This window comes from Streptomyces sp. CNX435 (assembly GCF_059570575.1).
Window position 1 is genome coordinate 68,386 of the sequence record NZ_JCANTA010000003.1, and the last position, 23,550, is coordinate 91,935.

A 23,550-nucleotide genomic window follows, 5' to 3' on the forward strand; every position below is an offset into this window, starting at 1 on the left:
GTGCGTTGCGGTGCCGTGCGCGGGCCGTGCGCCCGGGGCCTTGCTGGGGTCTGTGGCGGTACGCGGGTCATGGGCCCTCGGCCGCGAGCCGGTCGGTCTCCGCGCGCGCCGGCATGGAGGACGACGCGCCCGGTCGCTGCACGGCGAGCGCGGCGGCGGCCGCCGCCCACGCCATCGCCGCCGGCATCGGCCGGCCCTCGGCGTACGCCACGCACAGCGCGCCGACGAAGGTGTCGCCGGCGGCCGTGGTGTCGACGGCCCGGACCGCGTACGCCGGCACGGCGACCGGCTCCCGGTCGCGCGCCGCGTACAGGCTGCCCGCGCCGCCGAGGGTGACCACGACCTCCGGCACCCGCTCCAGCAGCGCCGCCGCGGCTTCGTACGGGTCGGACCTGCCGGTGAGCGCGGCGGCCTCGTGCTCGTTGGGGACGAGCAGGTCGGTGGCGGCGAGCAGCCGGTCGGGCAGCGGGCGGGCGGGCGCGGGGGTGAGCACGGTGCGTACGCCGTGCCCGCGGGCCGACTCGGCGGCGGCCACGACGCCGTCCATCGGCAGCTCCAGCTGCAGCAGGAGCGTGCCGGCGGCGGCGATGCGGTCCTCGTCGCCGGCGGCGAGGGCGGTGACGGTGGCGTTGGCGCCGGGGACGACGACGATGGAGTTGCCGCCGTCGTCGTCGACGACGATGTGCGCGGTGCCGCTGGCGCCGGCGGCCGTGCGCAGCCCGGCGGTGTCCACGCCGGCGTCGCCGAGCGCGGCGCGCAGTTCGCCGCCGAATCCGTCGGCGCCGACCGCACCGATCATCGTCACCGCGCCGCCCGCGCGGGCCGCGGCCACGGCCTGGTTGGCGCCCTTGCCGCCGGGCACGGTGCGGAACTCGCGGCCGGAGACGGTCTCGCCGCGGCGCGGGGCGGTGGCCACGTACGCCACGAGGTCCATGTTGACGCTGCCGAACACGGCGATCGGCGCCCGGGGGGTGGTCATGGGGAGGGCCTCCGTGGTTCGTGCGGGGGTGCGGCGCCGGCGTGCGGGCGGGCGGGGGCGGGGAGCGCGTGGGCGGCGGTGCGGGCGGCGAGTTCGTCGAAGCCGATGCCGTCCATGCCGGCGACGGTGGTCGCCAGCCGGTTGCGCAGCGGCGCCGTCCACCGCTCCGGCAGCGCCTCCGGCGCCCCGGCGAGCAGCCCGGCGACGGATCCGGCGGTGGCGCCGTTGGAGTCGGTATCCCAACCGCCGGAGACGACGCGGCAGATCGCTCCGGTGAAGTCGCCGGCCGCGTGCGTGAGCGCGGCGGCGAGCAGCGCGGCGTTGGGGACGACGTGCACCCAGTGGCGCTCCTCGTGGACGGCGTGCAGCTCGTCGACGACGGCCGCGAAGCCCTCCGGCGTCCCGGTCGGTTCGCTGTGGGCCAGCTCGATGCCGTGCCGCACGGCGCGGGCCAGCCGGGAACGCGGCGGCACGACGGCGAGCCCGGCGCGCAGCGCCTCGTCCACGTCGGGGGTGCCGCCGGCCGCGGTTCCGCCCGCCCCGGTTCCACCTGCCGCCGCGGAGATGACGGCGGCGGCGAACATCGCGCCGTAGACGCCGTTCGCGGTGTGGGTGAGCACGGCGTCGCGGTGTGCGGCGACGGCGGCGCCGGCCGGGTCGCCGGGGTGCGTCCAGCCGTGCACGTCGGCGCGGATCTGGGCGCCGATCCACTCCCGGAACGGGTTGCGGTACGCGCCGGTGTGCGGCGGTTCGACGCCATCGAGCAGGTTGCGGTACGCGACCCGCTCGGCGGTGAACGTACGGCCCGCGGGCAGTTCGTCGAGCCAGAGCCGGCCGACGTCGGCGGTGGTGAAGTCGTGGCCGTGGCGGTCGAGGAGGAGCAGGCCGATCAGGGGGTAGTTGAGGTCGTCGTCCTCCGGTGCGCCGTCGAGGGTCTCGGCCAGGGAGGTGGCGGCGCTGCGGCTGTTCCAGGGGTGTGCGGCGGCGATCGCGGGGTCGAGACCGGCGGCGGTGAACCAGGTGTGCACCGGCCAGTTGCCGGTGGAGCGGGCGATGGCCCGGATGCCCGCCAGGGTCACCTTCTCGACGGGCTTGCCGAGTACGCACCCGGCGGCCCGCCCCAGCCACCCGGCGTGCAGCCGGGTGCGCAGGTCAGCGCCGCCGGCTTCGCCGTCCCCGCCCGCCGCGGACGGCGGGGCCGGGGAAGGGGCGGCTGGCGCCGCGGGCCAGCGCGGACAGGCGGCTTTGATCTCGTCCAGGTCCGTCGGCTCGATCGCCGCCAGCGGCGTCTCCAACGTGGCCAGCTCGTCCAGCAGCTCCAGCGCCAGCGCCCGCAGCCGCGGCTTCGGCGGGCCCGGCGAGGCCCCCGCGCGGTCCGGCGCCGGATGGCCGCCGGCGCCGAGCCAGCGACGGCGCAGCGGTCCGGCGGCGCGGCCGTCCTCGGCCGCCTGGCGGAGCTCGTGGCCGACGAGGTCCTCCGGCTGCACCCAGGTCAGCCGGAGCGGCGCCCCGTGCCCGTCGGCCGGCGGCGCCGTCACGACGCCTCCGCGAGCGCGCCGAACGCGGCCTCGTGGGCGCGGCGGCGCGCCACGTCCCGTACGAACACCTCGCGCGCGACCTCCGTGAGCGTGGCGGCGGGGGCGAGCAGGTCCAGGCGGCTGGCGCGGGCGACCTCTTCGGCCCACTCCCCCGGCACCGCCGCGGCGCCGCCCAGGGCGCCGGCGATCGCGCCGCCCATGGTGGCGATCGAGTCGCAGTCACGGCCGTAGTTGACGGCGCCGAGGACCGTGTGCCGGTAGTCGCCGCGGCCGACGAGCAGCATGCCCAGCGCCACCGGCAGCTCCTCGATGGCGTGCAGCCGGGACGGCCGCCGGGCGCCGAGCGAGGGGTTGCGGTATTCGGGTCCGACCGTGTCGTATGGCTCGACCGCCGCGCGCAGCGGCGCCAGCGCCTCCTCGAAGCCGTCGCGGCCGGCGGCGGTTTCGCAGACGGCCTCGATGGCCGCGCGGGTGCCGTCCTTCGCCAGCGACAGCGCCGTCTCGACCACCGACTCCGGCGTGGCGCCGGGAGCGAAGGCCGCCGCGACGCAGGCGGCGAAGACGCCGGCGGCCTCGCGCCCGTACGACGACTGGTGCGCGCCGGCGACGTCCAGCGCCTCGGCGTACGCCGCCGCGGGGTTGCCGGCGTTGACGGCGCCGACGGGCGCCATGTACATCGCGGCGCCGCAGTTGACGATGTTGCCGACGCCCGCTTCGCGCGGGTCGACGTGGCCGTAGTGCAGCCGGGCGACGATCCACTTCTCGGCGAGGAAGATCCGCTGCAGCGGCAGCGCCTCGGCCTCCAGCTCGGGGATCCAGCGCGGCGTGCCCATGAGGTCGGGCACGAGGTGGGCGGCTACGGCGTAGGCGTCGAGGTGGTCGCGGACCTTGTCGTAGACCCGCACCAGGGCGTGGGTCATGAGGGTGTCGTCGGTGACGTGCCCGTCGCCCTTGTGGTACGGGGCGATGGGCCGGGCGGTGCGCCACTCGTCGCGGTGGAACGGCTCGACGATGCCGCGCACCCGGCCGCCGTAGCGCTCGGCGATGGCCTCGGGCGTCCAGCCCTCGACGGGCCCGCCCAGCGCGTCGCCGACGGCGGCGCCGACGAGGCAGCCGGCGGTGCGGTCGGCGAGGCTGGAGCTGGCCGGGCTGACGAGGTCGGCCGAGTCACTGGGGTCGCTGGGCGTGGCGGAAGCGGTCGTGGGGGTCATGAGACGAGGGGTCCTTCCGCGGGGGTGCTGAACTGCTTGTCGGCCAGCTGCCGGGCGAGGTCGACGAGGTCGGCGCCGGCGAGCTGGGGCAGGGCGCAGCCGGAGAGGAACCGGCAGGCGTCCCGCCACGTGGCGGGGAGTCCGGCGGCGCCGCCGAGCGCCCCGGTGAGCGCACCGGCCAGCGCTGGCGCGGAGTCGGCGACGCGCGCCAGGCAGGCGGCGGCGGGTACGGCCTCGGAGATCGCGCCGGCCGCGGCGGTGGCGACGGCGAGCGCGACGGGCACCGTCTCGGCGGCGGCGATGCCGTAGCTGTAGACGTGGTCGACGATCTCGTGCTCCAGGACGGGCACGAGGGCGAAGGCGTTGCCGGGCAGCCCCGGGCGGGTGGCGACGGCGGTGCGGCCGAGCTGCACGGCGCGCTCGGCGTTGCGCAGGATCTCGGTGCCCTGCGGGAGCTTGGCGAGCGCGGCGTCCACGCAGGCGTCGACGGGCCGGCCGCCGAGCGCCGCGGCGACGGCGGCGGCCGTGGCGCGGGCGCCGTGCACGCCGTCGCCGTCCTGGGTGTAGCGGGCGTCGAACTCGGCGAGGTCGGCGGCCCGTTCCGGGTCGCCGGGGTGGACGGCGGCGAGCACGGCGGCGCGGACGCAGGCGGCGTCGTCGAAGTAGTGCGGGTTGTCGTGGCCGGTGGCGGGCGGGCGCAGGCCGGCGGCGAGGTTGCCGAGCCCGGCCCGTACGGAGATACGGGCGCGCAGCGGGATGTCCGCCGACTCGATCTCGTCCGCGCGCTCAGCGGCGACGGCGACCTCGTCGGCGAGCGCGCTCCAGGCGAGCGTGAGCGCGGAGCGGACGCGCCGGCCGGAGGTGAGGTCGGTGTGCAGCCCGCTGCCGGCGGAGAGCACGGCGTACGCGGTGAAGGCGGCCCACTCCGCGTCGTCGGACGGGCCCAGGCGCAGCGGCTCGGGTGGCTGGTTGAGCGCGATGGGCACCGGCAGGGTGGTGGTGGCGTTCTGCTCGGCGAAGGTGTCCAGCTCGCGGGTGAGCCGGCGGGTCCACTCGGGCATCCGGGCGGCGCGGTGCCGGCCGGCGGGCCACCCGGCGGCGTCGCCGGCGGCGATGCCGAGGAGCAGCCCCTCCACGCGCCGCAGGTCGCCGCCCGCCTCGGCGAGGCTGGCGGCGCCGACGGCGCGGCCGGCGCCCGGCGGCTCGGGGGCCGGTACGGGCTGTTCCGCGCGCGGCGCGGCCACGACGGGGCGCTCCGGTGCAGCGCCACCGGCGGGACCTGTGGCCGCGCCGGCGTGTGCCGCCGTACGAGCCGCGCCACGGGCTTCGACGTCCGGCGCCCGCGACGCGTCGTGCGCCGCCCCGGGCTCCGGGACGCTGCGGCTTCCGGGCGTCCCCGGCGTCGGTGCGCTCATGAGGCGACCTCCTCGTCTGCCGGCGCGAGCCGGTCCGCGATGTCCAGCACGTGGTGACCGGCCATGGACGGCAGGCAGGTGCCGCGTACGGGCTGGATGGCCGCGGCCCAGCCGGCGGGGATCGCGGACTCGCCGCGCAGCGCGCCCGCCAGCGCGCCGGCTACCGCGGCGGTGGTGTCGGCGTCGCGGCCCATGTTGACGGCGGTCAGGACGGAGTCGGCGAAGTCGCCGCGGGCGGCGGCGAACGCGCCGAGCGCGAGGCCGACGGCCTCCGGCGCCAGGTCGGACCACGGGTAGCCGCCGATGACGACCGAGGAGCGGACCGCACGTTCGACGCTCAGCGGCGTGGCGCCGTGGGCGCGGCGCGCCCGGCGGCCCGCGGAGACCGCGCGCTGCAGGGAGCGCGAGGTCCAGGAGTCCTCGGGAATGACGGACAGGGCGGCCTGGACGACGACGTCCGGGGAGTCGCCGGCCATCGCGGCGGCCACCCCGGCGGCGACGGCCTGGCCGCCGTAGATGCCCTCGCCCTCGTGGCTGACGGTGCCGTCGATGGCGACGAGCCGCGCCGCCTCCGCCGGCCGGCCGGCGGCGAAGACGCCGAACGGCGCGGCGCGCATGGCGAGTCCGTCGCTCCAGGCGTGCCGGTGCTGCGCGGTGATCGGCGCGGCGAGGCCGCGGCGCAGGTTCTCCAGGGTGCCGCGCTCGCTGAACCCGGCGCCGCGGAACGGGCCTTCGTCGAGGTCGGCGATCCGCTCGTGCCACGCGGACTCCACGTGCGCGAGGCTCAGCCGGGCGCCGTGCTCGGCGAGCAGCAGCCCGGAGAAGATCGCGTACTCGGTGTCGTCGGTGCCCGCCGGGGCGGCGGACACGAAGTCCTCGATACGCCCCCAGCGCTCGCGGATCTGCGAGGGCTTCATGTTCTCGACGGGCGCGCCGAGTGCGTCGCCGACGGCGAGACCGAGCATGGCGCCGCGGGCCCGGTCGCGAGCCGTCGGGGCGGCCCGCCCGGCGGTACGGCTGACGGGGCGCAACCTGACGGGGGCGGGACGGACGGGGGCTGGGTGGACGGGGGCGGTGTGGACGGGCGGTTCGATGCCGGCTCCGGCGCTCATCGTGCGGTGCTCATCGTGCTGTTCGTGCTCTCTCCTCGTGCGCCTGCTCGTGTCCGTGTGGTTCCTGCTCGTGCGTTCTCCCCGGCCGCCGCCCTCACCGCTGGTACCGGTCGAGTACGAGGTTGCCGTCCTCGACCAGTGACTCGCGCAGCTCGTCCAGGTCCGTGTCGCCGTTGAAGTACCGCTGGAACGCCGGGGTGGCGATCTTGTCCGACCACTCGCGGTACCCCCGCACCCCGAGCACCGGCGCGGGCCGGAGCGAGCGGGCCACCTCCACGCCCGTCCGCCACCCGTACTTCTCGGTGTTCAGCGCCGGATCCTTGAGCGCCTCGGCGCCGGTGGGCAGCATCCAGTCGCCCGCGGCCAGCTCGGCCATGTGCTCCGGCCGGGTCATGAAGGAGATGAAGTCGGCCGCCGCCTGCTGGTGGTCGCTGTCCTCGGCCACCGACAGCGTCTGCGGGCTGACACCCTGCGCGAGCCCGTCGGCCAGGCCGTCGCCCGCGGGCATCGGCAGCACAGACCAGCCGAAGTCGTCCGGTGCCTGCTGGGTGACGAGCTGGCGGTACGAGAAGTTCAGCGGCACCATCGCGTACCGCCCGGCGAAGAAGCCGGGCAGCGTGTCGGAGCCGGACATGCCGAGGCTGCTGCGCGGGGCGGTGTGGTCCTCGTTGACCTGGCGGTCGATGGTCTCGGCGACGGCCGAGTCGCGGCGGCCGTAGCTGACGCGGTTCTTCGGGCCGTCGTCGGTCTGCTCCCGGGAGAACAGGCCGCCGCCGGTGGAGAGCGAGAGGTTCACCGACAGGCTGACGGGCTCCTTCATGCCCCAGGCGACGCCGTATTGGTCGGTCTCGCCGTCGCCGTCGGTGTCGGCGGTCAGCTCCTTCGCCGCGTCCTCGAACTCCTCCCAGCTCCACGGGTCTTCCGGGGTCGGCACCCGTACCCCCGACTCCTTCAGCAGGGCGGTGTTGGCGAACATCATCCGCGGCTCCTGGAGGAAGGGGACGCCGTAGACACCGCCGTTCATGGTGGTGGTCTGCCAGGACTGCCGCGGGATGTCGGCGCGCAGCGACTCGGGCAGCAGGCCGGTGAGGTCGGCGAGGTAGCCGCCGTAGGCGAAGTCGGTGAGGTCGTCGGCGGCATCGTGGATGATGTCGGGCGCCTCGCCGCCCTCGAAGGAGGTGAGCAGCTGGTCGTGCACGGTGTCCCAGATGCCCTGGACGTAGCGGACCTGGACCTTCGGGTGCTCCTCGTTCCACTGCTCGACGAGCCGCTTGTTGGCCTCGATGGACTCCTTCTGCCAGGCGAGGCTCAGGTACTCGAGGGTCACCGTGCCGTCTTCGGAGCCGCCGTCGCCGCTGCAGCCGGCGAGCAGGGCGAGGCTCAGGGCGGCGGCGCCGGCCCGAGCGGCGGCGCGGCGGAAGCGCGGTACGGGCCTCATCCCTTCACCGCCCCGGCGAGCATCCCGCTGACCAGCCGGCGCTGGAGCAGCGCGAAGAACAGCAGGCTGGGGATGGTGGCGAGGGTGGCGGCCGCGGCGAGCGGGCCGAGGTCCACGACGCCCTCCGCCCCGAGGAACTGGGTGAGGATGACCGACATCGTCTGATTCTCCGGGGACTTGAGCAGCACGAGGGCGAAGAAGAACTCGTTCCAGGCGGTGACGAAGGAGAACATCAGCGTCGCCACCAGGCCGGGGGTGAGCAGCGGAAGCACCACGCTGACGAGGGTGCGCAGCCGGCCGGCGCCGTCCACGGCCGCGGCCTCCTCCAGCGAGACGGGCACCGCCTTGACGTAGCCCTGGAGCATCCAGAGCGAGAAGGGCAGGTTCCACACGACGTAGACGAGGATGAGGCCGGGCAGCGAGTCGATCATCCGCGCTTCCTTCAGCAGCATGAAGAGCGGGATGATGATGAGCACGAACGGGAACATCTGGCTGACCAGGATCCAGCCGGTGGCCGCCGTGGTGACCTTCGAGCGCTTCCGCACCATGGCGTACGCGGCGGGCACCGCAATGGCGACGGCGATGAGCGCGGCGCTGCCGGCCACGAGAAGGCTGTTGACGCCGGACCGCAGCACCGGCTGGGCGTCGAAGGCGGCGCGGAAGTTCTCCAGGGTGGGGTCCTGGGGGATCCAGGTGGGGTCGATCTTCCCCAGTTCCTGCGGTGACTTGAAGGCCGTGGAGACCAGCCACACCAGCGGGAAGGCGAGGAAGACCAGGTAGGCCAGCAGGGCGAGGTACTGTCCGGTGCGGCCGGCGGCGCGCTTGGTGCGCGGGCCCGTCACGCTGCTCATCAGCCGTGCTTCCTTTCGTTCACTTCGCCGCCCGCGGAGGGCAGCGCCCAGGCGAAGCTCTGGGGGAGAGCGTCACGGCGCGCTGTCGGGTGCGGCCGAGCGGCCGCGCGTGCGTCGCTCACCGGCTCTCCTCCTTCAGTCGCTTGCGCAGGAACAGGGTCAGGAACACCGCGATGACCGCGATCATCGCCAGCCCCATGGCGGCGGCGTAGCCGTACTGCCCGTAGGCGAAGGCCTCTTCGTACGCGAAGAGCATCGGCAGCCGGGTCTCGCCGCCCGGGCCGCCCCCGGTGAGCACGAAGACCAGGCTGAAGGAGTTGAAGTTCCAGATGAAGTTCAGCGCGGTGATGGCGATGACCACCGGCTTGATGGCGGGCCAGGTGACGGTGGTGAAGCGGCGCCAGACGCCGGCGCCGTCGAGGGCCGCGGCCTCCTTCAGCTCGTACGGGACGTTCTGCAGCCCGGCGAGCAGCACCACCGTGGTCTGCGGCAGGCCCGCCCAGACGCCGACGGCGATGACGGCGGGCAGGGCCAGGGAGAGGCTGGTGAGCCAGTCGACGTTGTCGTCGATGAGGTGGAGCTGGGTCAGCGTCTCGTTGAGGATGCCGGCGTCCTGGTGGTAGACCAGCCGCCACATGATGCCGACCACGACCTCGGGCATCGCCCACGGGACGAGCGCGAGGGTGCGCGCGAACCAGCGGAAGCGGAGGTTCTGGTTGAGCAGCAGGGCCAGGCCCAGGGCGAGTACGAACTGCAGCGCGGTGACGCAGACGGCCCAGATGAGGCCGATGCGGAACGAGTCCCAGAAGAGGGTGTCGTGCCGCAGGTCGGCGAGGTTCTGCAGGCCTATGAACTCGGTGGGTTCGGTGCGGCCGGCCTGCGCGTCGGTGAACGCCAGCGACGCGCCGTACAGCAGCGGGCCGACACTCAGAATCAGGATGGGTATGAGCGCGGGCAGCAGCAGGAACCACGTGCCGCCGTCGAGGCCGAGGGCGGCCTTGCGGGCGCGGGGCGTGCGGGGTGGTGGTGTGCCGCGGTCGGCGGCCTTCGGTGGTGGGGCGGCAACGCTCATGCGGACCTCGCGCCTTCCTGCTCGTCGGAGCCCGCGGGCGCGGCGCCCGGGGAGGTGGAGCCGCGCACGACGAGCCGCGGCGTGGCGGTGGTGCGGCGGGCGGGGACGGGCTCGCCGTCCCGGGGCCCGAGCCGTTCGAGGAGCATCCGGGCGGCGCGCCGGCCGCGTTCGCCGGCACCGAGGTCGACGCTGGTCAGCGGCGGCCAGGCGGCGACGGCCAGGTCGCTGTCGTCCATGCCGGCGACGGCGGCGTCCTCGGGTATGCGCCAGCCGCGGGCGTGCAGCGCCTGGGCGGCGCCGATGGCGAGTTGGTCGTTGGCGCAGAACACGGCGTCCAGGCCGGGGCGGGCGTCGAGCAGCCGGGCGACGGCGCGGGCACCGGCGCGGACGCCGAAGTCGGTGGCGGCGACCAGGTCCGGGTCGTACGGGATGCCGCACGCGGCGAGCGCCCCGCGGTAGCCGCGGGCGCGGTTGCGGCCGGGGACGGTGTCGACGGGGCCGTTGACGAAGGCGATGCGGCGGCGGCCGGTGCCGACGAGGTGGCGTACGGCCAGCGCGGCACCGGTGACGGAGTCGGCCTGGACGGCGTCGACCGGCACGCCGTCGGGCAGCGAGCCGATCACGACGACGGGGCCGGGGGCGGCGGTCAGCGCCTCGACGTGCGCCGGGGTGATGCGGATGGGCACGAGGACGAGGCCGTCGCTGGTGCGGTCGGCGAGGCTGCGCACGACGCCGAGTTCCTCGGCGACGTCGGCGTCGGTGGAGTGCAGCAGCAGGCGGTAGCCGGCGGCCTTCGCGACGGCCTGGATCTCGCGGACCATGGCGACGTAGACGGGGTTGCCGATGTCCGGGACGGCGAAGGTCAGCTGGCGGGTGTGGCCGCCCTTCAGCGAACGGGCCACGGCGTTGGGCACGTACCCGAGTTCGGTGGCGGCGCGGCGGACCCGGTCCTCGGTCTCGGGCCGGGCGCCGAGGCCGTTGAGGACGCGGGAGACGGAGGCGATGGACACCCCGGCGCGCTCGGCGATCGACACGATCGTGGGTGGGCCCCCGGAGGACATCGCACTCGCCCCTTCGCGTCGTGTACAAGGCCGCCCCGGCAGGGCGTTCTTGTAAAGGTTTACAGGCGCTGGAAACGTTTACGTATGTTGCTCCCGTGTTACGCGGCCGTCAAGAGGGCGGACACCTGTGATCCGCGTTCCGCCGCGGCCGGGCGCTCAGCCCGCGCCGTAGCGCGCGGCGAGGCCCGCGGGCTGACGGGGCAGGATCCGGGTTCCGAATAGCGGCATCGGAAAGAGGCCCTTAACGCCGCCTCACGATCTTTCTAACGTCTACGGCACCACAACACACGAGGTGACAGGGGGCCGGTATGCCTGATGAGGCACTTTCTCGTCGCACCATGCTCGGAAGAGGCGCGGCGGCCGGGGGAGCACTCGCGCTGGGTCCGTTGCTGGCGGGTGAAGCGTTCGCGGCCACGTCCGGGGCGCCGTCCGCCGCGAGCCAGGGCGAGGGCCGCCCCGAGGACGGCTACGGCCGCATCGGAGTACGTCCGCTCATCAACGCGCGGGGAACGTACACCGTGCTCAGCGGCTCGCTGTTGCTGCCCGAGGTCCGCGACGCGATCGATGCGGCGGCGCGGCAGTACGTCCAGCTCGACGAGTTGGCCGACGCCGTCGGCCGCCGTCTCGGCGAGCTCACCGAGACCGAGTTCGGGCTGGTCAGCGCCGGCTGTGCGGCGGGCCTGACGCACGCGGCGGCGGCGTGTACCGCCGGCGGCAACCCCGACCTGCACGTCAACATCCCGGATCTGACCGGGTTTCAGAAGACCGAGGCGATCATCCCGCGGCACTCGCGGAACGTGTACGAGGCCGCGATCAGCGCGGTGGGCCTCAAGGTCGTCCAGGTCGAGACGAAGGAGGAGCTGGAGGCGGCCATCGGCCCGCAGACCGCGCTGGTCTACATCATGGCCGGGCCGCGCGTGGACGAGAGCGAGCTGGACACCGAGACGATCGCGTCGGTGACCAGGCCCGCCGGGGTCCCGTTCCTGGTCGACGCCGCCGCGGAGATCCTCACCATCCCCAACGTGCACATCGAGCGCGGCGCCGACCTCGTCGGCTACAGCGGCGGCAAGTGCATGCGGGGTCCGCAGTCGGCCGGTCTGATCCTGGGCCGCGAGGACCTCGTACGGGCCGCGTGGGTGCACAGCGCCCCGCACCACGGCTACGCGCGCGGCTTCAAGGTCGGCAAGGAAGAGGCCATGGGCATGCTCGCGGCCGTCGAGATGTGGGTTCAGCGCGACCACGACGCCGAGTACGCCGAGTGGACGCACTGGCTCAAGCAGATCTCCCGCTCTGTGACGTCGCTGAGCGGGGTGACCACCGAGATCACCCAGCCCGAGGGGCTGTCGAACCGGACGCCGTCGCTGCGCATCCTGTGGAGCGCCGAGCGCATGGAGGTCACCGGCACCACCATCATGGACGCGATGTGGGACGGCGAGCCGCGCATCGCGCTCAACGCCGCCTCCGGCTCCGACCCGGACCAGACCGGCGTCTCCATCACGCCGTACATGATGGAGCCCAGCGACTGGCGGACCATCGCGGACGAACTCGTCCGGCTGCTGCGCGACCCGCCGCCCGCGCCGGAGTCGCCGAAGCCGCCGGCCGTGGACGTCGCCGGCACCTGGTCCGTGGAGATCGAGTACGCGGCGGGCACGTCGAGCGCGCACACGCTGGAACTGGCCCAGGACGGCGCGGAGGTCACCGGCACGCACGCCGGCGAGTTCGTCAGCCGACCGGCCTCCGGCAGCGTGAGCGGCACGCAGGTGAGGGTGCGCAGCAGCTACGGCGAGGAGCACGGCGACTCGCTGAGCTACACCTTCACCGGCACCGTCGACGGGGACGAGATCAGCGGCGAACTCGACATGGGCGAGTACCTGAAGGGCTCCTGGACCGCGACCCGGTCCTAACGGCAGGCGCGCGCGCCGGCGCCGGACAGCCCCGGCCGGCGCGCGCCGCCCCGTATCCCACGTGTCATGCACCGAACATTCACCAAGGAGTAAACGCATGTCCTCCAACCGCAGGGACTTCATCCGCAAGGCCGCCCCGGTGGCCGCCGTCGCCGCCGTGCCGGTCGTCGCCGGCGGCCAGGCGGTCGCCAGCGACGAGAGCAGCCAGGGCCACCTCCGCCCGCCGCGCAAGGAGGTCCACTACCCCGACGGCGGCGAGCCGCCGGAGAACCCGCTGTTCAGCCCGATCGTGACCTACGGGAACATGGTCTTCATCTCGGGCATCGGCGCGCACTTCGAGGGCGACATCCGCTCCCACACCGACCACGTGCTCAACGAGATCGAGCGCTACCTGGAGTCGGTCGGCTCGTCCATGGAGAAGGTCCTCAAGGTCAACGTCTACCTCAACACCCTGGACGACTACGACGGGATGAACGAGGTCTTCCGCGGCCGCTGGGGCAAGGAGCCGGGCGTGCGCACCACCATCGCCGCCGCCGCGGGCATCCCCGGCGACTCCCTGGTCGAGATCGACTGCATCGCCGTCATCTGACGGTCCGTGGCGATCCGCATCGAACGCGCCACCACCACCTAACACAGAGATGGGGAATTGAGTCGGTATGCACGCGAGATCGCGAGTTTCCTGGACGGTACTTCCCGCGGCGCTGACCCTCGTACTGGCCGCCTCCACCGTCGGCGCCACGGCGCCCGCGGACGCCCGGGCCGAGGGGAAGGACGACGGGGGTGCCGCGTACGACCTCGTCATCCGGCATGGCCACGTCATCGACCCGAAGAACGGCATCGACGGCGTCCGCGACGTCGCCGTCAAGGACGGCAAGATCGCCGAGGTGGCGCAGAACATCGACGCCTCGGGTGCGGAGAAGACCGTCGACGCGCGCGGCGACTACGTCACGCCCGGCCTGGTCGACATGCACGCGCACATGTTCCCGGGGCCGAAGCAGGACTACGCCAACGGCTGGAACGGCGTGGCCCCCGACGGCTTCACGCTCCGCTCCGGCGTGACCACGGCCGTGGACACCGGTTCGTCGGGCGCGAGCAACTTCGCGCAGTTTAAGGAAGAGGTCATCGACAAGTCCAAGACCCGGGTGCTGGCGTTCCTGAACATCGTCGGCAAGGGCATGGCCGGCCACCCGTACGAGCAGGACCTGGAGGACATGAAGGCCGACGTCGCGGCCAAGGTGGCGAAGGAGTACCCGGACACCATCGTCGGCATCAAGACGGCGCACTACAACGGCCCCGAGTGGGACCCGGTCGAGCGCTCCGTCCAGGCCGGCGAGGAAGCCGGCATCCCCGCCCTGATCGACTTCGGCGCGAACAGCGAGGAGCGCCCGCTGTCGCAGCTGCTCACCGAGAAGCTGCGCCCGGGCGACATCTACTCGCACATGTACTCCGGGCTCCGCGGTGAGCTGGGCGCGGACGGCAAGCTCAACCCGGCCATGCAGCAGGGCCGCGACCGCGGCATCGTCTTCGAGGTCGGCCACGGCGGCGGCAGCTTCTCCTGGGACGTGGCGGTACCGGCGATGAAGGAGGGCTTCAGGCCCGACGTCATCTCCACCGACCTGCACATCTCCAGCATGAACGGCGGCATGAAGGACCTGTCCAACGTCATGTCGAAGTTCCTGACGCTCGGCATGCCGCTGGAAGACGTCGTCGAGGCGTCCACCTGGCAGCCGGCCCAGACCATCCAGCGCCCCGATCTGGGCAACCTGTCGGTCGGCGCGCCCGCGGACATCGCGGTGTTCGCCCTGGAGCGCGGCACGTTCGGCTTCGTCGACAGCTTCGGCTGGCGGATCGACGGCGATCAGAAGCTGGTCGCCGAGACGACCGTGCGCGCCGGCGAGGTCGTCTGGGACCTCAACGGCAGGGCCGCACCGGAGTGGTACGCGGGGGCGAACCCCCCGGAGAACACCGCCGGGGACCGATAGCACTGACCGCAGGAACCATCCCTCCCCCGCCCCGGAGGGCGTCCCGCCCGGCCCAACCGGGACGCCCTCCGCGGCCGGGGTGACGGCGGGGCGCCGCAGCCGCGGCGGGCCGGGCGCCCCGGCAAGTCCCATTAGGCGGTGCCGCGGAACGCGCGCAGCACCGCCCGGCCCTCGGCATTGTCGGCGACCATGTAGACCGTGCTGCCGTCCCAGGCGTACGTGGCCGTGGACGGCGAGCCCATCGACTGGCCCTTGGCCGCCAGCGCGCCGATGACCGTGCTCTTCCCGCTGCGCACGTCGTACTCCGTCAGTTCCAGGTGGAAGCCCTCCTCGGGCTTCGCGGCGGCGATCAGCCGGTCTTCGGTGGCGTCGTAGCCGATCATCTGGAGATAGGCGCTCTTCGGCGTGGTCCACAGCGGCTCGCCCGACTTCAGGTCCACGGCGGCGAAGTGGACGTTGTCCCGGTACTCGGTGACGAGCACCCGGTCCTCGGTGACGAAGGTGTGGTCCACCTCGAACTGCAGCTCGCCGAGCTTGCCGGTGAGCGGGATGAGCTTGCCCTGCTCGCCCTCGTCGGTGAAGGACTGCACGAACCGGTTCTCTTCGTCGTCCTGGAGCAGCACGGTCAGCGGGTCCTCGCCCAGGATGCGCTGGACCTGCAGGTCGACGCCGGGGAAGCGCCACGGCTCGCCGCCGTCGCGGGTGTCGAGGACGGTGAGCTGGTGGCGCGGGGAGACGTCCGTGCACTCGCTGCTGCCGACGGCATGGTCGTCACCGAGGACGAGGGTGGAGTCGCAGTCCCGGCCGCGGGAGGTGAAGTCCAGCCCCGGGGCGCCGCCCTTCGCGGTCCAGTTGTTGACGTAGGTGCCGATGGTGGTGCTGATCGTGTCGTCGTTGACGGTGAGCACGGGGTTGGAGGTGCCGATGTCCTCGGCGAGGTTCTCGTCCCACAGCAGCGTGCCGGTGTCGACCTCGACCGCCGCGAGGTACGCGCAGTCGTCGCCGCCGGCGTCGAAGGCCACCGCGCCGATGCCGCCGGGGCTGATGGTGCGGGACATGGCGCACAGCTCGCCGGCGTGCTTCGGCTTCTTCACCTGCCATGTCTCCTTGCCCGACCGCACGTCGTACGCGCGCATGCCGCCGCGCTCGTCGCCGTAGACGACGTGGTCACCGGCCGGCCACAGGCCGGGCAGGCTGCTCACGTCGCCGCCGCCGACGTGGGTGCCTTCCAGCGGCGTCGCCCACAGCTGCTCCAGCGCGTTCGATGGCGGTTCGTCCTGCGCCGTGCCGCCGCTCCCGCCGTCGTCGTCGGAGAGGAGGACGACCGCGGCGCCACCGCCGAGCACGGCGAGGACGAGCAGCACGGAGAGCACGATGCCGACGGCCTTGGCGCCGCCGCCGGACCTGGGCGGGGGCGGCGGAGGGTACGGGTGCGGACGGCCCGCCTGGCCGGGGTACACGGGCATGCCCATCGGCTGCTGCGGCGGTACGTACGGTCCGCCGGCCTGCGGCTGCGCCATCCCGGGCGGCGGCGCGGCGGGCGGTGGACCCGCGGGCGCGGGGCCCGGCGGCGGGGCGGGCGCGCCGGGCGGCACGCCGGGCCCGTTCGGCGGCGGCGGTCCGAAGCCGCCGCCCGCTTGCCCGTTCTGCCCGTACTCCTCAGCCACGCGGTGTCCCCCCGGATCCTCGGTCGCCAGCAACCCGCCGATCGGCGGCCCCATCGTAGAGCCTCGCCCGGCGGCGCAACCGGCGGCCCCCGTTGCCCGGGCCAGGCTCAACGCACCGGCCGGGCAACGGAGTTCACGCGGGCCCAGCCGCCGGCCCGGCCGGAGGACACACCCCAGGGAACCTCCGGCCGCATACCGCCGCGGCGTCGTCATGGCCTCGTCGGCCGGTCCGTGCGGTGCCGCGGTGGTGCCGTTCCGCCCTCAGGTCAGACGGCCTGCCACAGCGCCGGCACGTTCGGCGGCTCCCAGCCCGGCACAGCCTGGCGGCGCGGCTCCGCGCGTTCTCCGTACGGGGCAGGAAAGCGTTGCCCCCGTGTCTTGACGAGGTGTCAATCCGCGGCGATCCTCTTGTTACTCAGACGTAGAAAAGTGCCTCACCTTTTCGCGCCACCGGAGGCGGGACCCCCATGACCCGACAGCCGTACCTGCGCAAGGCCGGTCTGATCACCCTCGTCACGGTCCTCTTCGCCGCCCTGACGGCGCTCGGCACCGGGCCGGGCACCGCCGCCGCGGCGAACGACTGGTGGGACCCCGTCGCCCGGCCCGCCCCGGACTCCGGGGTGAACGTCACCGGCGAGCCGTTCCGCGGCACCGACGCCGACGGCGACGTGCGCGGCTTCGTCGACGCGCACAACCACGTGATGTCCAACGAGGGCTTCGGCGGCCGGATCATCTGCGGGCAGCCGTTCTCCCAGCAGGGCGTCGCCGAGGCGCTCAAGGACTGCCCCGAGCACTACCCGGACGGCGCGCTCGCCCTGTTCGAGAACCTCACCGGCGGCGCCGACGGCCACCACGACCCGGTCGGCTGGCCGACGTTCGGGCACTGGCCGGCCCACGACTCGCTCAGCCACCAGCAGAACTACTACGCCTGGCTGGAGCGCGCCTGGCGCGGCGGGCAGCGGATCCTGGTGCAGGACCTGGTCACCAACGGGCTGCTCTGCTCCGTCTACCCGGCCAAGGACCGCGGCTGCGACGAGATGGACTCCATCCGGCTGCAAGCCGCGAAGACCTACGAGATGCAGGACTACGTCGACGCCATGTACGGCGGCCCCGGCCGCGGCTGGTTCCGCATCGTCACCGACGCCGAGCAGGCGCGCGCGGTGGTCGCCGAGGGCAAGCTCGCCGTGGTGCTGGGCGTGGAGACCTCCGAGCCGTTCGGCTGCAAGCAGGTGCTCGGCATCGCGCAGTGCGACAAGGGTGACATCGACCGCGGCCTGGACGAGCTGTACGGCATGGGCGTGCGCAGCATGTTCCTGTGCCACAAGTTCGACAACGCGCTGTGCGGCGTGCGCTTCGACTCGGGCACGATCGGCGCGGCGGTGAACATCGGCCAGTTCCTGTCCACCGGCACGTTCTGGACCACTGAGAAGTGCACCGGCCGGCAGCAGGACAACCCCATCGGCCTGGCCGACCCGCCCGCCGAGGCGACCGACCTGCTGCCCGCGGGGGTGTCCGTCCCGTCGTACAACCAGGACGCCCGGTGCAACACCCGCGGGCTGAGCGGACTCGGCGAGTACGCGGTGCGCGGGATGATGGAACGCAACATGATGCTGGAGCTGGACCACATGAGCGTCAAGGCCGCCGGCCGGGCGCTGGACATCCTGGAGTCGGAGTCGTACCCGGGCGTCCTCTCCAGCCACAGCTGGATGGACCCGGACTGGACTGAGCGGCTGTACCGCCTCGGCGGCTTCTCCGCCCAGTACATGAACCCCGCCGAGGACTTCGTCGAGCAGGCGCGGCAGGGCGCCGGCCTGCGCGACAAGTACGGGGCCGGATACGGCTACGGCACCGACATGAACGGCGTCGGCGGCTGGCCCGCGCCCCGCGGCGCGGACGCCCCGGACAAGGTCGAGTACCCGTTCACCAGCGCCGACGGCGGCTCGGTCCTGGACCGGCAGGTCACCGGCGAGCGCACCTGGGACTTCAACACCGACGGCGGGGCGCACGCGGGCCTCGTACCCGACTGGATCGAGCAGATGCGGCTGCACGGCGGCGCCGACGTGGTCGAGGACCTGATGGCGGGCGCCGAGTCGTACCTGACCACCTGGGGTGCCACCGAGGGCCACGAGAAGCCGGCGAACCTCGCCGCCGGCGCCGCGGCGACGGCCAGCTCCACCGAGTTCAGCCTGCTGACCGGCTACGCCCCCGGCCGCGCCGTGGACGGCGACCGCGGCACCCGCTGGGCCAGCGACTGGAGCGACGACCAGTGGCTGCGGCTCGACCTCGGCGAGAGCCGCCGGATCGGCCGGGTCACGCTGGACTGGGAGCGCGCGTACGCGAGGGCGTACCGCATCGAGGTCTCCGCCGGCGGCGGCGACTGGCGCACGGTGTGGACCGCGGAGGACGGCGACGGCGGGCTCGACACGGCGACGTTCGACGCCACCGATGCGAGATATGTCCGCATCGTCGGGGTTCAGCGCGGTACGGAGCACGGCTATTCGCTCTACGAGGTGAGCGTCCACGCCCGATGAGGTTCGACGTAAGATCGGCCAATGGCTGACTTGACCGAAACCACACCCGGCTGGCTGGCTCCCGAGGAGCTGGAGTCGGCGCGCGCACGGATGCCGGTCCTCTACGTCGACGCGGTGCCCGTCCGCGTCGACGACCGGGGCGAGGTCACGCACGTCGGCCTGCTGCTGCGGATCGGCCCGGACGGGGCGGTGAGCCGGGCGCTCGTCTCCGGCCGGGTGCTGCACCACGAGCGGGTCAGGGACGCGCTGCTGCGGCATCTGGAGAAGGACCTCGGGCCGGTGGCGCTGCCGCGGGTGCCGGCGTCGCCGCAGCCGTTCACGATCGCCGAGTACTTCCCGACGCAGGGCATCACGCCGTACCACGACCCGCGGCAGCACGCGGTGTCGCTGGCGTACGTCGTGCCGGTGGCGGGCGACTGCCGGCCGCGGCAGGACGCGCTGGACTTCATGTGGTTCACGCCGCAGGAGGCGGCGTCGCCGGTCGTGCAGCAGGAGATGCCCGGCGGCCAGGGGCACTTGCTCAAGCAGGCGCTCGCGCAGGTGGGGTACGTCTCTTCCTGAGCGCCCCGGGCTTCCCGAGCGGTCCGGGCCTCCCGAGCGGTCCGGGACGCCGCCGCGTCAGCCGTCCGCCGGGCGTCGGCGGGCGGTCAGCGGTGGGCGCGGGCCCACAGGGCGGGCCAGCCGGCGGAGCCGAGCCAGGAGGCGGGGACCCGCAGGCCCTCGGCCGCGACCCGGTCCCAGAACGCGGCGGTGTCCGCGCCCAGTTCGCGGGCCGCGGGGAAGGCACGCTGCCAGGGGCCCTCGGGGTCGTCGAGGCCGGTCGCCGGGAAGCCCGGCACGGTCACGGCACGGGGCTCCGCCACGGCGGTCAGCGGTATCTCCGGAGCGCGGCAGGTGACGGCGACGGCCGCCGCGCACAGCAGCGGGGCCGGCGGGCGGCGGGAGACCGCGCGGGCGACGGCGGCGTCGTCCTCGTACACCAGCCGCCCGAGCGCCGCGCGCAGCCGCAGGCCCATGAGCCCCATCGCGTACGCGGGCGCCACCGCGGGCCGCCGGGCCAGTGCGCGCAGCGCCTTGGGCAGCGGCCCGGCGCCGTCGAGGAGTTCGAGCTGCTCGAAGCGGTCGCGCAGCACCGGGTCCAGCTCCGCCACCGCGGCGGCCAGCGGGCGGACACCGGTGGCGGCCCAGAGGGCGGCCGGGTCGGCGGTGCCGTCGGTGAGGACGCGGCGGCAGGCGTGGGCCAGCGACGCGGCGCCGAGGCGGCGCAGCCGGGTCAGGGCGGGCGCGGCGCCGGCGGGGCCGGGGCCGGCGGATGACGCGGGTCCGGTGTCGCGTGCGGCGCCGGCCGCACCGGCGCCGGCCGGGGCGTCCGGGACCGTGGCGGCCAGTGCGGCGTAGACCGCGGCCGTACGGTCGTCCACCTGCTCCGCCCACGCGCGCTCCGCGAGCCGGGCCAGCTCCGGCCCGGCGGCCTGCACGAGCCGCGGCGCCGCCCGCCGCCGGCGCACGGGACTGGCCGGCGCCTCGTCGGCCGCCGCCGTGGCCGGCCGCTCGGTGCCGGGGAGGGTGGCGACCCAGCGGCGGAAGGTCTCCTCCAGCCGCTGGTCGGGGGTGCCGTTGAAACGACCGGCGATCTCGCCGACCAGCCAGCCGCGTTCGGCGGGGCGGGCCGGGCGCAGCTCGGCGTTGACGAGGATGTGGCCCTTGTCGTCGTGGAGCGCGGCCAGCGCACTGCGGCCCTTCAGCGCGGCGTCGACGTAGTACGGGGTGGCGATGCAGTTGCCCATGTAGTCCGCCCACTCGGCGAGCGTGCGGGCGCTGCGGGCGAGCCGGAAGCGGACCCGGGTGCCGGGGACGACGGTGGCGTCCACCGCGGCCAGCGGCGGCGGTACGGGGAATTCGCCGCTCAGCGCCTCGGCCACATCGACGTCCGCGCGCAGGCTGTCGACGAGCCCCGCCCAGGTCCGCACGCCCTTGCCCGGCGTGCCGCCGAGGGCGACGAGCTGCGCGGCGCCGGAGACCGCGAGGCTCACCGAGTCCAGCCGCGGCGTCAGTGGCTCGGCGGCCGGCGGCGGGTCGTGGTCGTGGCCGAGCGGAGGGGCGTGCGGGGTGAGGGCCGCGGCCTCGTGCCCGTGCAGCTGCGCGAGCGCGTCGATCAGGTCGGCGTACCAGAGCAGGTCGCCCAGCACCTCGGCGTCGCGGGGCACCGCCGGCTCGCCCTTCTCGCGCAGGCCGCGCAGCCGGTCGGCGAGGGTGTCGACGACGCCGAAGCGGCTGCGTGCCCACGGCGGGTTCTCGGACCACTCCTCGGGCGGGCGGACGGAGGTGTAGCCGGTGCGGCGCCGCCATCCCGCCAGGCCGCCCGCCGCCCACGCGTGCAGCACGTCCCCGGGGACGGGCAGCTCCCAGTCCAGCAGCCGGTCGAACTCGCCGACGACCACCAGCGCGTAGTCGCGGGCGCGCGCCAGGCGCGGGCGCACCTGCGTGTCGTACGGGACCTTCGCCGGGCCGTGCTTGCGCAGCTGCCGGTGCAGCTCCCGGGCGTGACTCGCGGGCCGGGCGGGCAGGCCGGTCAGGCCCGGGACGCGGCGGGCGGCGCGGGCCGCGGCGGCGTCCCCGGTGACCGCGATGACCGCGGCCAACTGCGGCTCCATGTACGCGAGTCCGACGGCCGGGCCGTGGTCGCTGACGGCGACGGCGGTGCGCAGCAGCACGGTGGCGGCCTGGGCGTCCTGCACGATCCGGGTCAGCACACCGTGCCAGTAGCCGTCGGGCGGCGTCCACCGGGCCGCCGCCAGCAGCGGCATCTCGCCGACCTTCACGTCGTGCGCCATCCGCTGCAGCACCAGTTCCTCTTCGAGCCGGTCGCGCCGGGCCTGCAGCTGGGCCACCCGGTCGTCGCGGGCCTGGGTGGCGAGCAGCCGCTCGCGGCGCGCCCGCCGGGCGTGGCTCTCAAGCACCCGGTCCCACAGGTCGGTCAGCAGCGCCGGGCGGCGCGGCCGGGGCAGCGGCGCGAGTACGCGGCCGAGGTGCCCGGCGAGCACGGAGGGCGCGCCGCCGTCGACGGGGTCGACGCCGTCGGGCGCACTGAGGTCGAGGATCTGCTCGATCTGCTCCGGTCCCAGCACGTCGCTGGCGGCGGACGCGAGCCGTACGGCGGCCCAGCGCTCCTCGGTGACGGCGCGCCCGGCGGCGGCGCCGACGCGCTTGGTGGCGGCGGGCCCGAACAGCGCCACCATGACCGCGGCCCGGTCCCCGAGCCGCCCGGCGTCCGCGGGGCCCAGCGCGCGCAGCGCGGCGAGGACCGCGTCGCGCTTCTCGCCGCGGGCGCCGGCCAGCCGCGCGGAGCGGAAGCCGCCGCCGAGGTCGACGTCCGCGCCGGCCGCAACGGCGCCGCCGGCCGCGACCAGCCGGTCCAGCTCGGCGAGCGCGGCCCCGGCCCGCTCCTCCCCCGCCTCCGGTGGGCCCAGCGCGACGGGTGCGCCCGCGGGGACGTCGTCCTGGGCCGCGAGGCGCACGGGCACGCCGGAGCGGGCGACCCACGCCGTGTGTCCCGTGGTCACCACGCCTTCTGCCAGCTGGAATCTCATCCGCACCAGGATGGCGGAGGCGGCCCGGGACCGCCAACATCATTTCCCGTGCGGGCAGATGACGCGCTGCCCGTCACCGGGCGGGCGCCCGCGCGCCGTCTCAGGGGCGGCCGGTGGCGGGGATGCGCTCCGCCTCGGGCGGCGGGCCCGGCGGGGTGCCGTCGCCGAACGGGCGGCCGCCCAGCTGCTCGCGGTGGTGCGGGGTGAGCCAGCCGGAGAGGTCGGGCCCGGCGGGGACGATGCCGGTCGGGTTGATGCCCGTGTGGACCTCGTAGTAATGGCGCTTGATGTGGTCGAAGTCGACCGTGTCGCCGAAGCCCGGCGTCTGGTACAGGTCGCGGGCGTACGCCCACAGCACGGGGTCTTCCGCGATCTTGTTGCGGTTGCACTTGAAGTGGCCCTGGTAGACGGGGTCGAAGCGGACCAGGGTGGTGAACAGGCGGATGTCGGCCTCGGTGAGGGTGTCGCCGACCAGGTAGCGGCGGTCGGCCAGCCGCGCGGACAGCTCGTCCAGCCGCCGGAACACGTCGTGGTACGCGCCCTCGTACTCGTCCTGGCCGGTGGCGAAGCCGGCCCGGTAGACGCCGTTGTTGACGTCCCGGTACACGCCCTCCATCACCTCGTCGATCTCGTCGCGCAGCGCCTCGGGGTACAGGTCCGGCGCGCCGTCGCGGTGCAGGGCGGTCCACTCGGTGGCGAAGTCGAGCGTGATCTGCTGGAAGTCGTTGGTGACGAGCTTGCCGCTGGGCACGTCGACGATTGCGGGCACGCTGACGCCGCCCGGGTAGCCGGTCTCGCGCGCGTCGTACGCCTCGCTGAGGAAGCCGATGTCCAGCACGGGGTCGCGGTCGCCGGGGTCGAGTGTGAAGCGCCAGCTGCGGTCGTCCTGGATCGGGTCGGTGACGCCGACGGAGACCGCTGGTTCGAGGCCGAGCAGCCGCCGGGAGATCAGCGTGCGGTTGGCCCAGGGGCAGGCGCGGCTGACCACGAGCCGGTAGCGGCCGGCCTCGACGGGCCAGCCGTCCTCGCCGGCCGCGGTGATCCGGTCGGCGAAGTGGCTGCGGGAGCGCTTGAAGCGCTTCCTGCCGTACTCCGTGTTGCCCTGCCCCGCTCCGTCACGCTCGCTGCTCATCGCCGGCTCCTTCGTCGACATGCCCGACCACCGGCCCCATTGTCCAGTGCCGCCGCGCCCGGTGTCA

At 74.5% G+C, this 23,550-nt stretch carries 17 protein-coding genes; 5 read left to right on the plus strand and 12 right to left on the minus strand.

Annotated elements, in window-relative coordinates:
• Positions 1-67 precede the first annotated feature (67 nt).
• The 9 genes from rbsK to T328_RS06845 form a co-directional block, all read right to left on the minus strand.
• Positions 68-979: a ribokinase gene (rbsK, locus tag T328_RS06805; protein WP_496494975.1), complete on the minus strand. Its 912-nt coding sequence runs from the start codon at positions 977-979 to the stop codon at positions 68-70.
• Positions 976-2,517: an ADP-ribosylglycohydrolase family protein gene (locus T328_RS06810; RefSeq protein WP_496494976.1), complete on the minus strand. Its 1,542-nt coding sequence runs from the start codon at positions 2,515-2,517 to the stop codon at positions 976-978. The genes rbsK and T328_RS06810 overlap by 4 nt, the downstream gene beginning before the upstream one ends.
• The gene (locus T328_RS06815) at positions 2,514-3,728 is read right to left on the minus strand and encodes an ADP-ribosylglycohydrolase family protein (protein WP_496494977.1); all 1,215 of its coding nucleotides are present in this window, start codon (positions 3,726-3,728) and stop codon (positions 2,514-2,516) included. The genes T328_RS06810 and T328_RS06815 overlap by 4 nt, the downstream gene beginning before the upstream one ends.
• Positions 3,725-5,143 carry an ADP-ribosylglycohydrolase family protein gene (locus T328_RS06820; protein ID WP_496494978.1) on the minus strand — a complete coding sequence of 473 codons (1,419 nt, stop codon included), beginning with the start codon at positions 5,141-5,143 and terminating at the stop codon, positions 3,725-3,727. The genes T328_RS06815 and T328_RS06820 overlap by 4 nt, the downstream gene beginning before the upstream one ends.
• The gene (locus T328_RS06825; RefSeq protein ID WP_496494979.1) at positions 5,140-6,255 is read right to left on the minus strand and encodes an ADP-ribosylglycohydrolase family protein; all 1,116 of its coding nucleotides are present in this window, start codon (positions 6,253-6,255) and stop codon (positions 5,140-5,142) included. Before T328_RS06825 ends, T328_RS06820 begins: the two co-directional genes overlap by 4 nt.
• A 94-nt stretch (positions 6,256-6,349) precedes the next feature.
• Positions 6,350-7,693 carry an ABC transporter substrate-binding protein gene (locus tag T328_RS06830; RefSeq protein WP_496494980.1) on the minus strand — a complete coding sequence of 448 codons (1,344 nt, stop codon included), beginning with the start codon at positions 7,691-7,693 and terminating at the stop codon, positions 6,350-6,352.
• Positions 7,690-8,544 (minus strand): carbohydrate ABC transporter permease, encoded by an 855-nt coding sequence (locus T328_RS06835; protein ID WP_496494981.1) that lies wholly within the window; start codon positions 8,542-8,544, stop codon positions 7,690-7,692. Before T328_RS06835 ends, T328_RS06830 begins: the two co-directional genes overlap by 4 nt.
• Before the next feature lie 118 nt (positions 8,545-8,662).
• Positions 8,663-9,616, minus strand: a complete 954-nt coding sequence (locus T328_RS06840) for a carbohydrate ABC transporter permease (RefSeq protein WP_496494982.1) — start codon at positions 9,614-9,616, stop codon at positions 8,663-8,665.
• Positions 9,613-10,677 (minus strand): LacI family DNA-binding transcriptional regulator, encoded by a 1,065-nt coding sequence (locus T328_RS06845; RefSeq protein WP_496494983.1) that lies wholly within the window; start codon positions 10,675-10,677, stop codon positions 9,613-9,615. The genes T328_RS06840 and T328_RS06845 overlap by 4 nt, the downstream gene beginning before the upstream one ends.
• Positions 10,678-11,015: 338 nt before the next feature.
• Here T328_RS06845 and T328_RS06850 point away from each other — a divergent pair, with 338 nt between their 5' ends.
• The 3 genes from T328_RS06850 to T328_RS06860 all read left to right on the plus strand — a co-directional run bounded on the left by T328_RS06850 (position 11,016) and on the right by T328_RS06860 (position 14,563).
• Entirely contained in the window at positions 11,016-12,581 is a 1,566-nt protein-coding gene (locus T328_RS06850) for an aminotransferase class V-fold PLP-dependent enzyme (RefSeq protein ID WP_496494984.1), read from the plus strand.
• 97 nt (positions 12,582-12,678) lie between these two features.
• Entirely contained in the window at positions 12,679-13,170 is a 492-nt protein-coding gene (locus T328_RS06855; protein WP_496494985.1) for a RidA family protein, read from the plus strand.
• 67 nt (positions 13,171-13,237) lie between these two features.
• The gene (locus tag T328_RS06860) at positions 13,238-14,563 is read left to right on the plus strand and encodes an amidohydrolase/deacetylase family metallohydrolase (protein ID WP_496494986.1); all 1,326 of its coding nucleotides are present in this window, start codon (positions 13,238-13,240) and stop codon (positions 14,561-14,563) included.
• Between the two features lie 131 nt (positions 14,564-14,694).
• On the opposite strand, the gene T328_RS06865 is transcribed toward T328_RS06860, so the two are convergent.
• Positions 14,695-16,230 (minus strand): outer membrane protein assembly factor BamB family protein, encoded by a 1,536-nt coding sequence (locus tag T328_RS06865; protein ID WP_496494987.1) that lies wholly within the window; start codon positions 16,228-16,230, stop codon positions 14,695-14,697.
• Between the two features lie 467 nt (positions 16,231-16,697).
• On the opposite strand from T328_RS06865, the gene T328_RS06870 reads away from it, so the two are divergent.
• Positions 16,698-18,761, plus strand: a complete 2,064-nt coding sequence (locus T328_RS06870) for a galactose-binding domain-containing protein (RefSeq protein WP_496494988.1) — start codon at positions 16,698-16,700, stop codon at positions 18,759-18,761.
• A gap of 30 nt (positions 18,762-18,791) precedes the next feature.
• Positions 18,792-19,322: an NUDIX hydrolase family protein gene (locus tag T328_RS06875; RefSeq protein WP_496495364.1), complete on the plus strand. Its 531-nt coding sequence runs from the start codon at positions 18,792-18,794 to the stop codon at positions 19,320-19,322.
• Between the two features lie 86 nt (positions 19,323-19,408).
• Here T328_RS06875 and T328_RS06880 read toward each other — a convergent pair whose 3' ends face one another.
• Positions 19,409-22,351, minus strand: coding sequence for a hypothetical protein (locus T328_RS06880; protein WP_496494989.1), 2,943 nt, complete (start codon positions 22,349-22,351; stop codon positions 19,409-19,411).
• A 100-nt stretch (positions 22,352-22,451) separates the two neighbouring features.
• Positions 22,452-23,483 carry a glutathione S-transferase family protein gene (locus tag T328_RS06885; protein ID WP_496494990.1) on the minus strand — a complete coding sequence of 344 codons (1,032 nt, stop codon included), beginning with the start codon at positions 23,481-23,483 and terminating at the stop codon, positions 22,452-22,454.
• Positions 23,484-23,550 lie beyond the last annotated feature (67 nt).